The following is a 13,720-nucleotide window of genomic DNA, read 5'->3' as shown; positions in this document are numbered from 1 at the left end:
TCCGGTGTGGACGCGAGAAAGGGAAGGTCGTTGACGGGCGCGCGGATGGTCGGGCTGTTCGCCGGGATCGGCGGACTCGAGCTCGGCCTCGGCAGGCACGGCTGGCACACCGAGTTGCTGTGCGAGATCGAGCCCGGAGCCCAAGGCGTGCTCGCCGCCCGTTTCCCGGACGTGCCGCTGCATTCCGACATCACCAGACTCCGCGCCATCCCGGCGGGAACGGAACTGGTCGCGGCGGGATTCCCGTGCCAGGACCTCTCCCAGGCGGGGCGCACCGCCGGTATCACCGGCACGCGCTCGGGTCTGGTCGACGAGGTGTTCCGCCTGGTACGCCGGAAGCGGGGCCCACGCTGGCTGCTGATCGAGAACGTGCCGTTCATGCTGCAACTCGGCCGCGGCGCGGCCATGCGGCACATCACGGGCGCGCTCGACGAGCTCGGCTACACCTGGGCCTACCGGGTGGTGGACGCCCGCGCGTTCGGCCTGCCCCAGCGCAGGCAGCGGGTGCTGATGCTGGCCTCCCGCACCGAGGACCCGCGCGGGGTGCTGTTCGGCGAGGACGCCGGTCCCCGCGCGATCGGCGATCCCGAGATCGATCCGTGCGGCTTCTACTGGACCGAGGGGGTGCGCGGACTTGGCTGGGCGGTGAACGCGGTTCCGACCCTGAAGGGCGGCTCCGCGCTCGGCATCGCCAGCCCGCCCGCGGTGCGGCTGCCGTCCGGGGAGATCGTCACGCCCGGCATCGCCGACGCCGAACGTCTGCAAGGTTTCGACGCGGGCTGGACGGCGCCCGCGACCGACGTGCCCGGCATCAGGAAGGGCCACCGCTGGAAACTGGTCGGCAACGCGGTGAGCGTGCGAATGGCGGCCTGGGTCGGGTCCCGGCTGGCCGCTCCGCTCGCACCGATCTCCGGCGAGCAACCGCTGTCGCCGGGCACTCCGTGGCCGGTCGCCGCATGGGGACACAACGGTGCCGCCTATCGGGTGCCGGTTTCCACCTGGCCGGTGCACGAGCCGTACGAGGACCTGGCCCACTTCCTCACCGACGCGCAGTTGCTCTCCGCCCGCGCGACGGCCGGATTCCTGCGCCGCACCACCATGGGCAGTCTGCGCTTTCCGCCCGGCTTCCTCGCCGACGTGGAAAGCCATCTCGATCGGATGGGTGGATGGGCGGCATGACCCGCAGGCCCACGACCGACGCGGTGACCAGCGCGAGGATGGCGCGTCAACGGCGCACCGGAACCGATCCGGAGCTGGCGCTGCGCCGGGAACTGCACCGGCGCGGGTTGCGCTACTTCGTCGATCGCGCGCCGATCCGGGGACAGCGCAGGCGCGCCGACCTGGTGTTCCCGCGCAGGCGCATCGCGGTCTACGTGGACGGATGCTTCTGGCACCGCTGCCCGCAACACGCCACCGACCCGAAGAACAACGCCGAGTGGTGGGCGGCCAAACTGGCGGGCAACGTGGCCAGGGACCGGGCCACCGACGCGGCGCTCATCGCCGCGGGATGGCACGTGGTCCGCGTCTGGGAGCACGAAGATCCCGTCAGTGCGGCCGACCGCGTGCAGGCCGCGCTGTCAGCGGTGTCGCACCCGCACGAGTGAACGCGGAGCGTGGGCGGCCAGATAACCGGACGCCACCATCACCGTCATGACCGCGATTCCGGCGGCGGCAGTCGCGAAACCGAGCATGGGGACCTCCTCGAGTTGCAGCTGTCGACCAGCGTGCCGGGCGAAGCTGACAAGACCCTGTGTGCCGGATGGTAATGACGTGTGCGGCCCGCCGCTGTCCGGCGCGCTCGAGCGACCAGCAGAATGAAGGCGTGACGAGTGGCCCGGAGATCGCTGTTCGGCGCGTACGACCGGCGATGGTGCTGGTCGCCGCGGCGATCGCGATCGCTGGGATCTGCTACTCGTCCTGGGTGCTGCAGTTCGTGCTCGGCATCGACCTCGACCCGGTCGACACGTTCCTCAGCGAACTGGACGCGGAGGGCAAGCCGTACCGGGAGGTGTTCGCGACCGCCGACCTGATCGTCGGGGTGGTCCTCGCGCCCGCGGCGATCGCGGGCCTGGTGTTGTTCCCGCGCCGCAGACTGACCAACGTCGGCTGGATCGCGCTGTTCTGCTTCGGCGCGGCGACCGTCGCCGACGTGCTGCTGCCGCTGCACGACTGCGTCCCCGGTGAGAGCGGGTGCGGCGGCCCGAGCGAACTATTTCCGCAACTGCATCAGCCGCACGCGCTGACGAGCACGCTGGCGGTCACCTCGATCGCGGTCGCCGCCTTCGCCTTCAGCCTCGCCGCGTTCCGCTATCGACGCTGGCGGGTGCTGCGCGAATCCGGGCTGGTCGTGCTGGTGATCGGCTCGCTGGCGACGGTGTGGATGCTGGTGGCCGACAACCTGCCCGGGAACTACGCCCTCGGCATCGCCCAGCGGATCCAGGTGGGCGCGATGTCACTGTGGTTGATCGCGCTGGCCGCCGCGGTGATCGTGGAGGGCCGGGAACCTGCGCATGGCCGCGCCGAGCGCCGTGGAATGCTGTCGCCCATGAATGATCGCGTGAACATCGCATCGGGTTCGGAGTTCGAAGACATCGTCGGCTACTCGCGGGCGGTCCGGCTCGGCGATGTCATCGCGGTCAGCGGAACCACCGCTTCGGCACCCGGCGGCACGGCGGTCGGCGGCGACGACATCGGCGAGCAGACCAGGGAAACGCTGCGGCGCATCGCCGCCGCGCTGGAAGAGGCGGGCGCGAGCCTGGCCGACGTGGTGCGCACCCGCATCTTCGTCACCGACATCGCCCGCTGGCCCGAGGTCGCCAAGGCGCACGCCGAGGTCTTCGACGAGATCCGTCCCGCGACGGCGATGTACGAGATCAAGGCGCTGATCACCCCGGCCTTGCTGGTCGAGATCGAGGCCGACGCGATCGTCGGCGGGTAGATCGCCGAGCGGGCTTCCAGGCCGCCGTGGTCTGTCCGGCTACCTGCCGAACTGGCGAGCCGTCATGCCGCCGAAGCGGATGGATCGTCGCGCGAAACGAGCGGCGATCGCACTCATCCCAGATCGCCCCAGCCCGCTGCCAGTCCTGGGCGGAATCACGGTTTGTCGCCCACGACGGCGGCACGCCGGAGGTTCACCGCCCTGCACCGAAACGCCCTGGGTCCGACGATCTGCCCTCGAGTGCGACCACGGAGTTGTCGGATGTCGGTGCTGCGGGCTTCCATGTAGCGCGGGCGTTGAGCCCTTGTCGGAATCCGGTGTCTCGTGCGTCATCCAGCGCCGACCACACCGGTAACGACTGACGGTACGACACGCAGGCCCACAACAGTTCCGATGACCTTCGATCGGCCGGATCCGGCCCGTCGTTCGCGGCGGACCGGGTCTCGCCTCGCTAGGGTCGAAACCGTGACCACCGCCTCGCAGACTCCCGTGCACCTCGACACCGTCGCCGAGGCGACCGCACGCCTGCTCGACACCATCCGCGGCCTCGACGAGCACGCCGTGACCGAACCCTCCTTGCTGCCCGGCTGGACCCGCGGCCACGTCCTCGCGCACCTCGCCCGCAACGCCGACAGCTTGGTGAACCTCCTGCTGTGGGCGCACACCGGCGTCGAAATCCCGCAATACGCCAGCCCTTTCCTGCGCGACGCCGACATCGAGGCGGGCGCACCCCGTCCACTCGCCGAACAGCTCGCCGACAACGACGTCGCCGCGACCCGTTTTCTCGGCCTCGCACGCTCCCTCACCGACGACGCATGGCGAGCACAGGTCCGCACCCGCCAGGGCCGCCCTATCCCCGCAACCGAAGTCCTGTGGATGCGCCTGCAAGAGGTCGAAATTCACCACGTAGACCTGAACGCGGACTACCACCCCGCCGACTGGCCCGCCTCCTTCGTAGCCCGCATCCTCCCCCAGGCCACCGCCGACCTCACCCGCCTCACCGCCGACACCCCCCTTGCCATCACCATCCAGGCCACCGACACCGACTTCACCGCCCCCATCGGCCCCTCTCCCACCGACACCATCTCCGGCCCAGCCGCCTCCCTCGCCGCCTGGCTCCTCGGCCGCACCCCCGGCACCGACCTCACCGGCCCCCTCCCCACCCTCCCCGCCTGGAAGTAACCACGAGTGGCACACCACTGCGGCATCGCCCGAGAAGCCGTCTCCTTGGTGTGCCACTCGCGAGCGTCACCTACATGGATGTAATGCGAGAAGGCCCCTCCGCTGCTACTGGAGGGGCCTTCTACCTGCGTGCGCCCGAAGGGATTCGAACCCCTAACCTTCTGGTCCGTGCCCGGCGCGCCAGCGACCAGGGAAAACGTTGTACCGCTGTCGGCCGCCGCCCGTATGGTCGCGCCGCGACCTCGGAGGGTGGTCGCGGCATGACGATGCTTGACTCGAACAAGCTCCGCGCGCGTCTCCATATCTCAGAATCCGGGGCGGTACGCGCCTCCATGACCGAGCGGCCGTCGACGAACAGCGGCCCGCGGCTCAAGCGCCGAGTGCGTAGACCGAAGTGACGCGTCGAGCGAGTCCATCAGCAACACAGGCAATGACGAGGTCGTTCTCAGGCATGTCACCGAGGGGGACCACTCCGTTCGCGCAGCGACACTGAAGGACTCTCGCTGCCGAATGTCGTTACCACACAGTAAGTTAGCCGATCGATAGCCAATATCGCCCAGTTCGGGCCAGTACCTCTCTCTACACAGTATGAATTCGTTGCCAACTAGTCAGATATACGGCACAGACCGACAAAAACCAGCAATCGAACCGACAAAGACCACCGACCAAATTGGGGGATGTCAATGCGCATGAGAGTTCGTCCCATTCGCCAAAATCGAGGAGTGAAACTTCAAGTACCGTCCAGTTGGGTTGAGCCCCTGGCCCATTACGAACTGCACCTGCGGGCCGCAGGACAGTCCGAGAACACCATCGAGCGCCGAATCGGCGACATCGAACAGATCGCACGAGCGATCGGCCGGGATGGCCCGCAGTCCGTCACCGGCGGATCACTGGTCTCATGGTTCGGTGATCAGTTCTGGGCGAACGAGACACGGCGTAGCCGCAGAGGTTCGGCGCGTTCGTTCTGGCGCTGGGCGGTAACCAATGGCGTCACCGAGGAGAATGCCGCCGAGGCGCTGCCGCTCGTGCCTGCGGGCAAGCCGCGGCCACGACCAGCACCGGACCGGATCTATCGCCCGGCACTGAAAGCGTCCAGTAAACGCATTCGGCTGATGCTGAGGCTCGCGGGCGAACTGGGCTTGCGCCGCGCCGAGATCGCCGGCATTCACGTCGGCCGCGACCTCATCGTCGACGACGACGGGTATTCGCTCGTCGTACACGGCAAAGGCGGCAAAGTCGCGACCATCCCCGTTCCCGACGGCCTCGGCCAGGAGATCTCCAGCGGCGCGCCGGGGCATTCACCGGGCGAGGGCCACCCACGCCATGGGTGGCTTTTCCCGGGCCGAATCCAGGGGCACCTGAGCCCGCCTCGCGTCGGCGAGCTCTGCGCCGAGGCGCTGCAGGCCCAGCAGCTCGACGGCGAAGACCCGTGGACGGTGCACAAATTACGCCACCGCTTCGGGACACGCGCACTGCGGGTGACGAAAGACATCCTCGCAGTGCGAGATGCGATGCGGCACAGCTCGGTCGCCACGACCCAGATCTACTGCGCGGTCGAGCGGGACGCGGTCCGGGCAGCGGTGAACGCCGCAGGCTGATTCGATCGTCCAGTTAGGAATGCCCCGGCCAGCTTCTACCTGGCCGGGGCATTCTTGTGCCTCGATCAGCCGAGGCAGCAGACAGTGTAGGCATTTGCCCCATTACGCGGCGCACGTCACGACTCGAGGTGTTGCGGCACTCGATTGCGCTGGGCGTGTCCTCACCGACACGCTGTGATCCATGTAACAGTTCTTCGCTGCACGCAGATGTGCAGCGGCAGCCCGCACAGGGCTGACCATCGCAGGGGGGATTCAACCCTGCCCAACCCAAGGGGAATTCATGACCGGACCGCAGTACCCGCAGCAGCCCTACGGCCAGCCGTACCCGCAGCAGCCCTACCCGCAGCCGCCGAAGAAGCGGAAGGTGTGGCCGTGGGTCCTACTGGCGGTCGTTGTGCTGATGTTCGGCGGGTGCTTCGCCATTCTCGGCACTGCAGGACATGAGGCCGCGAAGGCGATCGACGCGGCCGCGACATCCATCCAGTCTGCCGCCAACGCTCCGGCGGATGAACCGATCCCGCCGCTGAGCGCAAAGCCGCCCACCGGCAAGGGCAAAACAATCGTGTACGAGATCATCTCCGATGCCGACCTCAACTCTGTCACCTACTGGGACGGCAACTCGGAGCTGCAGCAGGAAACCAGCGCGTCCGCGCCCTGGACGAAGACCATCATCAACAACTCCACCGTCGCCATCTCGGGTGTCGGCGCCCAAACCAACGGCTCCAGCGTTACATGCCGCGTCACGGTCGACGGAAAGGTCAAGCAGGAGAAGACCGCCACCGGGAAGTACGCCCTCGTCAACTGCAACGGCTGACAACGCATAAAGGCCGCCCCGGAATGTGACCGGGGCGGCCTTTCTGATGCCTATTCAGGCTGGGTCAAATCCCTACTCCATCTCGCCACCGCGGGCGGCGCGCTACCACTCGGGTGTAGTGCCGAGAACGTGCTCATGCATCCGAGGTGAGCCGCCGCGCGCTGTCCTGATGATGTGTACGGCCTCGCGGCCGGTCAGCCCCAGGCGGCTGGCCAGCTGAACCGACACCGACTCGTCGTCGCCGACGAGTTCGACCAACAGCCGGTTACGCTCCTGCTCGGCCGCATGGATCTCGGCCTGAGCCTCCCTGAACACTTCCGAACGCGCCGGCGCCCGGCCGCCCTCGCTACGTGCGAGAGCCTGTCCCGTCGCGAGCAAGGTGGCGCGGGCGCGCTCAAGACGCCCTATCGCTTCATGCTCGCGGTCCAAACTTGCGCCACCATTCACGGGGGCGGCCTTTCTGGCTGCCTAGACAGATACGCCGACGCGACGAGACAAGTCCTGCACATCCCGGCTCATGCCCGTCGGTGGATGCTTCACCAGATCATGGATCATCGTCCGGGCGAACCCGTTGTACTTGATCGTCTCCGGTGCCGTCTGCTCTGACTTCGACAACATGGCGAACGCCGCCGCAGGCTCTTTGTGCTGCGCGTATGCGCGCGCCACTTCGATGTAATGACGGGACCTACGCGGTACCGATGCGATTGCCTCAGCGTCCAGCTCCCGCGCCGCACGCAACGCCTCTGCCGATCGCCGCAACTCCACGCCCAGAGTAGTCGCGTGCGCCTGCATCACCGGCACGGAGAAAGACGTCTGCACGTGCCGATAATTCGAACCGAGAAGGCGGGCTATCTCGTCGGCCGTTTCCCAATGCCGCCACGCCTCACCGTGCCGACCGCGTCGAGCATGCACATATGCGACTTCGGCTTCGAGGGCACCCGCAATTCCCCGCCAATCGTCCGGCGTTTCGTCCCGGTCGAGGTAGGGATCGAGCTGTGCTAACGCATCTCGCACCAGCGCAAGCGCTTCCTCCCAGCGGCCGGAGTCGCGAAGGGCCTGCACCATTGCCCACGTACTGCACGCGATCACGTAAGGGTCGTCAGCCTCGAAGCCTTCGTTCATTGCCCTGTCGGCGACCAACCACACCAGCTCGGGCGCGGGCTGGTAGGCAACATAGAAGTCCGCGAGCTGATAGACGGCGGCGAGGATTCGCCGCGCCTTTCTGCGGTCGGGGCCGGGCATGCGCGCTGCCTGTTGCGCGTCCCGGATCAAGCCTGGGAGCAACGCGCCCAGTTGGGTGCGGTGGTCGGGGCTGGTGTGTCGGATCTTCCACGCCTGATCCAGACGGATCGCAAGATGCTCCACGCTCGCCGGTCGCGTGTTGCCTGCGATTCTGTAGTCGGTGAGTGCGTAACGCACCTCGTTCAGTGCCTCGTGCTGAGGTCCAGCGAATATCGCCACCGACACAGCGTGCCCGTTGCCGGTCAACTCGGCGAGATCCTTCACCTCGAGTGCCTGCGCGATCTTCAACAGCATCGGAAGTTTCGGAGGCTGCAGACGGCCAGACTCGATCGCTTTGATCCACTCCGCCGACCGGCCTACCAATCCGGCGAGTACAGGCCGGGACATGCCCGCGCGTTCACGCAACCATTTGATGCGCATGCCCACTGAAGCTTCAACCTGGGGGTCGTGCATGGTGACCCTCCTTCGTTCCCCGTGTGAGTCAAGCGTATCGGAGCATCTGACACGGGGTACGAAATGTACCTGATCGGCAGCGAGCGCGTTCCTACCGTCAATTCCAGCTCCCGATGCCGGGAGATGCTCGGACTCTCAAGCAGAGGACCTTGCAGGCATTGCGTCGCAACTCTTGCAAACGCTCCGGCATTGGGTGCACCCACCCGTCAGCACGCGCGCCAGGGGGCACACAAGATGCACGGAGTCCTGATCGTTCTTCTTGTCGCAGGCGGTTTCGCCGCGATGTCTGTCATCTGCTACGCCAAAGCCCTAGTCGACAACCGGCACAAACCGAGTGGCGAATCGAGGACCGTGCGATGACGGCCCGCGAGAAGACCGACGTCGACTTACTCGGCCCAGTCCGACTGTCGGAGTGCGGATCGTGGGCTACGACCGACGGAACGCCGTTCGGGCCTGTGTCCGACGTGCGGTGCCCCGACACCACTCACTGCCTGAACCTCGCCCCGTGCGAAGACGGCCGGATCGGGGCCCACGACCGCAACCACACCGGACGCTGCCGCTGGATCGGCTCGACCGTGCTGGACGATCGGCACACGATCGCGCGCGGGCGGTTGTTCATCATCGGCGACGTCATCGGGGTACGGCCCGAGGTGGTGAGCTATGAATAGCCTCGACGAACTGCATGCGCTATGGGCCGCGGACGATGCCGCGAAACGGGCACTCGCGCGACCGGGCGACGCCGACCAATGGTTCGATACCGCAGAAGGGATCGTGCCGCTCGGCGACGACGGGCGGGTCGACGACTACATCCCGCGCGGTCCCGCCCATGGCCCGAAGCATGCGCGCCGATTCGCGCGCCTGATGTCGAGTCATCCCGCCGAGGTCAACCGACGGTGAACGACGACTGGACCGTGTTCGTCATCGTGGCGGCACTCATCATCGCCAATGTGCTGCTGGTCGTGTCGGCCGTGCTGTGGCTGTGGCCCGAGCGGATTCCACGGGGGCGAAGCGTCGGGGAGATCCGCGACCGGGTGCTCGGCGAACGCGCAGCTCAGGCAGGGCCCGAGCATGATGTCGAGATTCCTTCGAATCGGGGCGATCCTCCGCTGTGACGCGCTTGGAAGCCACCGGGCGGGGTCGTGGCTAGTTGCGCGGCCGTTCGGTATGCGGTGGCGGTGATCCGCACGGATATCGCGGGCCCGCGCCGCCACCGGTACGAACGGAATTTCGGCGACCTGGCGCTGCGCCATGGCCTAGACCTGTCTGAGGTGGTGCGCACTACCGCCAGGACGCCCTGGCCGACAGTCGAGATCGTGGCCGCACTACGGCGCCAATGCGCCGAAGTAGTCATCGCGCCCAGCGTCGCTCACGTCAGCAGACCGAGGATCGTTACTGAGTTCGCGGACCTGTACGTGGTAGGCCGATCGCGAATCTACCTACGCGGGCACCGGTGGATGTAAGAGATCGATTCCGCGGGATTGCGATTCGTCGACGAAAGCGCCTTGAGCTGTGACAAAATGCGGGACGCATCCGCATCGGATGGCGTCTATCGCTCTTTCATCACTCACTCTTTACAAGCCGCAGGGGGTATTACTGTGCGCCGTATTTTCTCCGGTTTATGCGTTGCCGTGCTGGCGATCAGCTTGTATGCCTGTACGCGGCCGTCCGACCGTGACGCCGCGTCTGCGAAGGACGTCGCCGTGTCGGCGACCGTCGCGGCATCCGAAACCGTTGTGCCGCCCGTGCCTCCCACTCCGCCAACGCAGGAGACGGTCGCCCATAGGCTACTCACCGAACAGCAGGTCTCCGACATCGTGTATATCGGCGTGCTCGACCTGAACCATGTCCGGTATGCGAGCAAGGAGGCTGCGATCAACTTCGGGCACACGGTGTGTACCGCACGCGCTGAGGGCAATTCGGACACAGAGATCGGCTTGACGATTGTCAATTCTGGGTTGTACTCGTACGCGGATGCCGGTGTGATTGTCGGCAGCGCCGAGTCCGCCTATTGCCCGGATTACAAGTAGCTCACCGGCCCGGTCCACTGCGGCAGGCGTGGGAATATCTTGATCAGCCGCAGTTCTGCGGGCACGAGTTCGCCGCGGGGGCGGACGCGGGCGAGTTCGCTGCTGGTGGCGTGGTCGCTGGCGTGCGCACCGATCCTGGCGCTGTCAGTCGCGACCGCGGTGTCGGTGACGGGCCAGCCGACGAGCACGACGGCGGTGTCGGTCACCGTTCCGGTGTCGGTGACCGGTTTGCCGATCATCACCGCCGCGCTGTCGGTCGCGGCTGCGGTGTCGGCGGCGGTTGTGGCGGCGGTGATCGCGGCGGTGTCGGTCGCGGTCGCGGTGTCGGTGGCGAGGGGGCGGATCGAGGAGTTGTCGACGCCGCTGGCGGTGTCGGTGGTGGGGGTGCCGACGCTGACGGTGGCGGCGTCGGTGACGGTGGCGGTGTCGGCGGCCGCGAGCGCGATGGCGGCGGTGTCGAGGCCGGTGGCGGTGTCGGTGATGGTGTTCGCCACCGCTGCGGTGTCGGTGGTGGTTGCGGTGTCGGTGGCGGTGGGGGCTACTGCGGCGGTGTCGGTCGCGGTCGCGGTGTCGGCGGCGGTCGTGGCGGCGGTGATCGCTGCGGTGTCGGTGGCGGCCGCGCTGTCGGTCGCGGGGGGTGGTGTGGTGGGTGCGCTGGTGGTGGAGCGGGGTGGGGTCTGGATGGGGACCCGGCGAGCGAGGCGCGCCATGGGGTTATTCTTCCCAGTCGATCCAGCACACGAGTGAGACCTGCGAGGAGCTGGAGGGTGCTGCGCGTAGTCGCAGGCAGTTACCGGCGGGGATTTCCGGTTCGCGGCCGAGTTCGAAGCGCCAGTAGAAGCTGAGGCCGTTTTCGTAGCGGGTGTCGAGCAGTCGGGTGGTCGAGAGGGTGCCTTCGGTGGGTGTGCCGGTGGAGTAGTAGGCGGTCAGGGCGGTGCCGAGTTGCACGGTGGAGGGTTCGGCGACGGGGCCGTTCATGCGGTGGATGCCCGCGGAGACGTGGGCGGTGAGGCTGGAGGCGAACACGGTACCGGTGTCGAGCAGTTCGAACTGGATGTTGGCGGCGGGTGCGGTGGGCAGGGCGTATCCCCAGCCGACCACCCGCAGCGAGGGGGCGGTGGAGGCGGGGGCGATCTGCAGCATGGTTCTGGGTGTGCCGAGGGTGTTGGCGGTGGCTTGGGTGCCGAACATCGCACTGCCGGACAGTGCACCGGCGGCGCCGTTGTATGCGCGGAAAACCTTCGCGGGCATGGTGTTCCCTTTCAGAACAGTGCCGCGCGTTGCACGGCCATGGAGGGGGGTGTCGGAACGGTGAGCGGCTCGTAGTGGATGTAGGTGTTGGCCGCACCGGCGACGAGGTTGGTGAAGGTGCCGGGGTCGGATTCCCACAGCTGCAGCTGGTCGCCGTCGTGGGCGTAATGCAGGTACACGATTTGGGACACCAGCGCGGTGTTGCCGGTGGCCACGGTCGTGCCGCCGATGCGCAGTTGCGCGGTGCACGATCCGGTGGCGATCGTGCATTGCGTGGTGACCAGGACCGGCCCGGTGCCGCGGACGACGACACCGCTGAACACCAGCGCGGCGGTGTAGGGGTAGGCGGCGGTGTCGAGGGTGTCGATGGGTACCTTGCCGGGTGTGGTCCCGGCCGGGAACGGGCTGGCCGCGAGGTATGCGCCACCCCGGATCGCGGTGGTCGGCACGGGGGTCAGGCGATGGTGATCGTGGCCAGCACACCCCAGATCGCGGGCGAGGCTTTGGTGCCCATGGTCTGGATCTTGTGGTTGACCAGGATCGGTGAGGTGCCGACCGAAGCGATCGCGTTCGCGGGCGTGGGAGAGGTCGAGTTACTGATCCCGGATCCCCACTCGTTCCACGCGAAATTCGCATCCGAGCCACCGAAGGTGCAGTTCGCGGAAATCGCTCCGCCGGAGGTGGTGGGGTAGCTGGCGTCCAGCGGCCGATACCAGGCATTGGAGGTGCCGTTGGATCCCAGGGCGGTGTCACCGACGAGCGCGGCCGTGGTGGATGTACCGACGCCGATGAAACCGTGGGTGTTGTCGAACGCGGTCCCGCCCGCGCCGGTGAACAGTGACGTCAGCCGGGTCAGTCCGACGGTGGTGAGCAGGTTTCCGTCGACCTCGGTGATCTCGTCGGGCTCCCATCCGCCGCCCAGTAGCTCAGCGAGCGTGGGCTCGTGCCCGAACCGCTCAACGGCGGCGATCGCCTTGTCCGGGTGGAATTTGTAGATGGTGGCGTGGGCATGCCAAGTCGCGCCGTCGAGATGACGCGCTGCCGCGGTGGGTGCGGACACGGGTAACTCCTACCTCTGTGTGATGGTCACGGTGAACGAGCGGTCCTCGGTGCGGCCGTCGCTGGTGGTGATCCGGTTGGTGATGACGTAAACCTCGCCGAGGACACCGCCGGTGACCCACACCCGCGTCACCGCCCCAACCGTGGCGGCGGGGGTGATGGTGACACCGGCGCGGGCGAGATACACACTGGTGGTGAGGGTTTCGCCGACGGTGAGGAACGCTGACCAGTCGAACAGCCAGTCCTGGGTGGCGTCGGGGTCCTTCTCGAATCCGGGGTAGTCGGTCTGCGTGGACGGGATGGCGGGGGCGCCGAGCGGTAGCCGCCAGCCGTACGCGCGGTAGTGGGCGAGGTCGCCCGAGTCGATGACCATGCCTTGGGTGGTCAGCCGGGAGCCGTCCGCGGCGAGCACGTCGCGGACTATCAGCACGTTTGTCACGTCAGTGAGTCGCCCTCTGTCACTGCGGGATACGCGCGCATCGCTACTCGCACTGGGGGTCTGCGATCGGGTTGGCGGCCCGCTGGCGTTCCGCGTGCACGGCCCACTCGCGATAGTCGAGAATCGCCTGCTGCGCGGCCTGCCGGGAATCTGGTTGCGGATTGCTGATCGTGCGCGCGATGACGTCCATGAGGTCGTCGAGGTGGCGTTGGTTCTCGGCGGCGATGGCGCTGCGTGCGACGAGGCTGGCTTTGAACCCCTGGTTGCAGGCGGACTGCCGGGTGGTCTGCACTCCGGCGTATGCGGTCGACATGAGGCTCAGCATCGCGACCACGACCAGGATCAATGCCTGTTGCCTTTCCGAGCGCGGCAGCCCTGGGGCGGTGAACTCTTTGCCGCGCAGTTGGTACTGGCGCCAGCTCAGCGCCAGGCCGCTGAGGAATCCGATGCCGATGCAGGCGGTGCCGAACAGGAATTGCAGAAGAACGCTATTCATCGCGATCTGCCCTCTTTTTCGGCTCCTTGTTGCGTGATGCCTGATATCGAGCGGCGCCCAAGAGCCCGATCAAAGCGCCCATAATTCCATTGGCACCCGTATTGCTCGTGTAGTTCTGAATCACGAGAGGCGCAAGGAGATTCACGGCCCACACGAGAGTCACGATGTACACCAATATCGTCAGTGTCCGGGTGGACACACCGAAATCCGGCCCTGCCATG

At 67.1% G+C, this 13,720-nt stretch carries 18 protein-coding genes and 1 pseudogene; 11 read left to right on the top strand and 8 right to left on the bottom strand.

All coding sequences use genetic code 11. From position 1 onward, the window contains the following. The first annotated feature begins 45 nt into the window (after positions 1–45). The 7 genes and pseudogenes from dcm (at position 46) to AB0L97_RS33100 (ending at position 6,532) form a co-directional block, all read left to right on the top strand. Entirely contained in the window at positions 46–1,179 is a 1,134-nt protein-coding gene (gene dcm, locus AB0L97_RS33130; RefSeq protein WP_356963509.1) for a DNA (cytosine-5-)-methyltransferase, read from the top strand. Beyond that, entirely contained in the window at positions 1,176–1,604 is a 429-nt protein-coding gene (locus AB0L97_RS33125) for a very short patch repair endonuclease (protein WP_355073042.1), read from the top strand. The genes dcm and AB0L97_RS33125 overlap by 4 nt, the downstream gene beginning before the upstream one ends. A 155-nt stretch (positions 1,605–1,759) precedes the next feature. Further along, positions 1,760–2,467: pseudogene (locus AB0L97_RS33120) on the top strand (DUF998 domain-containing protein); the annotation flags it as partial. Between the two features lie 78 nt (positions 2,468–2,545). Next, positions 2,546–2,938 carry a RidA family protein gene (locus AB0L97_RS33115; protein WP_364437514.1) on the top strand — a complete coding sequence of 131 codons (393 nt, stop codon included), beginning with the start codon at positions 2,546–2,548 and terminating at the stop codon, positions 2,936–2,938. A 465-nt stretch (positions 2,939–3,403) separates the two neighbouring features. Continuing rightward, complete coding sequence (locus AB0L97_RS33110; RefSeq protein ID WP_364437470.1) at positions 3,404–4,120, top strand: maleylpyruvate isomerase family mycothiol-dependent enzyme; 717 nt, start codon at positions 3,404–3,406, stop codon at positions 4,118–4,120. Between the two features lie 722 nt (positions 4,121–4,842). Further along, positions 4,843–5,718 carry a site-specific integrase gene (locus tag AB0L97_RS33105; RefSeq protein WP_364437467.1) on the top strand — a complete coding sequence of 292 codons (876 nt, stop codon included), beginning with the start codon at positions 4,843–4,845 and terminating at the stop codon, positions 5,716–5,718. Between the two features lie 280 nt (positions 5,719–5,998). Next, positions 5,999–6,532: an MmpS family transport accessory protein gene (locus AB0L97_RS33100; protein WP_364437464.1), complete on the top strand. Its 534-nt coding sequence runs from the start codon at positions 5,999–6,001 to the stop codon at positions 6,530–6,532. A gap of 102 nt (positions 6,533–6,634) precedes the next feature. On the opposite strand, the gene AB0L97_RS33095 is transcribed toward AB0L97_RS33100, so the two are convergent. Together AB0L97_RS33095 and AB0L97_RS33090 are read right to left on the bottom strand one after the other, a co-directional pair. Continuing rightward, positions 6,635–6,961, bottom strand: coding sequence for a hypothetical protein (locus tag AB0L97_RS33095; protein WP_364437461.1), 327 nt, complete (start codon positions 6,959–6,961; stop codon positions 6,635–6,637). A gap of 39 nt (positions 6,962–7,000) precedes the next feature. Next, entirely contained in the window at positions 7,001–8,227 is a 1,227-nt protein-coding gene (locus tag AB0L97_RS33090) for a helix-turn-helix transcriptional regulator (RefSeq protein ID WP_364437458.1), read from the bottom strand. A 356-nt stretch (positions 8,228–8,583) separates the two neighbouring features. Here AB0L97_RS33090 and AB0L97_RS33085 point away from each other — a divergent pair, with 356 nt between their 5' ends. The 4 genes from AB0L97_RS33085 to AB0L97_RS33070 all read left to right on the top strand — a co-directional run bounded on the left by AB0L97_RS33085 (position 8,584) and on the right by AB0L97_RS33070 (position 10,254). Beyond that, positions 8,584–8,895, top strand: a complete 312-nt coding sequence (locus AB0L97_RS33085; RefSeq protein WP_364437455.1) for a hypothetical protein — start codon at positions 8,584–8,586, stop codon at positions 8,893–8,895. Next, on the top strand, positions 8,888–9,124 hold the full coding sequence (locus tag AB0L97_RS33080; RefSeq protein ID WP_364437452.1) for a hypothetical protein: 237 nt from the start codon (positions 8,888–8,890) through the stop codon (positions 9,122–9,124). The genes AB0L97_RS33085 and AB0L97_RS33080 overlap by 8 nt, the downstream gene beginning before the upstream one ends. Further along, on the top strand, positions 9,121–9,339 hold the full coding sequence (locus AB0L97_RS33075; protein ID WP_364437449.1) for a hypothetical protein: 219 nt from the start codon (positions 9,121–9,123) through the stop codon (positions 9,337–9,339). Before AB0L97_RS33080 ends, AB0L97_RS33075 begins: the two co-directional genes overlap by 4 nt. Before the next feature lie 405 nt (positions 9,340–9,744). Next, positions 9,745–10,254: a DUF732 domain-containing protein gene (locus AB0L97_RS33070; protein ID WP_364437446.1), complete on the top strand. Its 510-nt coding sequence runs from the start codon at positions 9,745–9,747 to the stop codon at positions 10,252–10,254. Here the strand turns inward: AB0L97_RS33070 and AB0L97_RS33065 are convergent. From AB0L97_RS33065 to AB0L97_RS33040, 6 genes are read right to left on the bottom strand one after another with little or no spacing between them, the layout of a single operon-like run. Continuing rightward, the gene (locus AB0L97_RS33065; protein ID WP_364437443.1) at positions 10,245–10,964 is read right to left on the bottom strand and encodes a hypothetical protein; all 720 of its coding nucleotides are present in this window, start codon (positions 10,962–10,964) and stop codon (positions 10,245–10,247) included. The genes AB0L97_RS33070 and AB0L97_RS33065 overlap by 10 nt on opposite strands. 4 nt (positions 10,965–10,968) lie before the next feature. After that, on the bottom strand, positions 10,969–11,505 hold the full coding sequence (locus AB0L97_RS33060) for a hypothetical protein (protein ID WP_364437440.1): 537 nt from the start codon (positions 11,503–11,505) through the stop codon (positions 10,969–10,971). A gap of 11 nt (positions 11,506–11,516) precedes the next feature. Further along, the gene (locus AB0L97_RS33055; protein WP_364437437.1) at positions 11,517–11,954 is read right to left on the bottom strand and encodes a hypothetical protein; all 438 of its coding nucleotides are present in this window, start codon (positions 11,952–11,954) and stop codon (positions 11,517–11,519) included. A gap of 5 nt (positions 11,955–11,959) precedes the next feature. After that, positions 11,960–12,565 (bottom strand): hypothetical protein, encoded by a 606-nt coding sequence (locus AB0L97_RS33050; RefSeq protein WP_364437434.1) that lies wholly within the window; start codon positions 12,563–12,565, stop codon positions 11,960–11,962. Between the two features lie 9 nt (positions 12,566–12,574). After that, positions 12,575–13,003: a hypothetical protein gene (locus tag AB0L97_RS33045; RefSeq protein ID WP_364437431.1), complete on the bottom strand. Its 429-nt coding sequence runs from the start codon at positions 13,001–13,003 to the stop codon at positions 12,575–12,577. Between the two features lie 43 nt (positions 13,004–13,046). Next, positions 13,047–13,499, bottom strand: a complete 453-nt coding sequence (locus AB0L97_RS33040; RefSeq protein WP_364437428.1) for a hypothetical protein — start codon at positions 13,497–13,499, stop codon at positions 13,047–13,049. Positions 13,500–13,720 lie beyond the last annotated feature (221 nt).

Origin of the sequence: Nocardia sp. NPDC051911, from assembly GCF_040681035.1 — a bacterium.
In the GTDB taxonomy this organism is placed as follows: Bacteria; Actinomycetota; Actinomycetes; order Mycobacteriales; family Mycobacteriaceae; genus Nocardia; species Nocardia sichangensis.
This window is presented reverse-complemented; position numbering and strand designations above follow the sequence as displayed.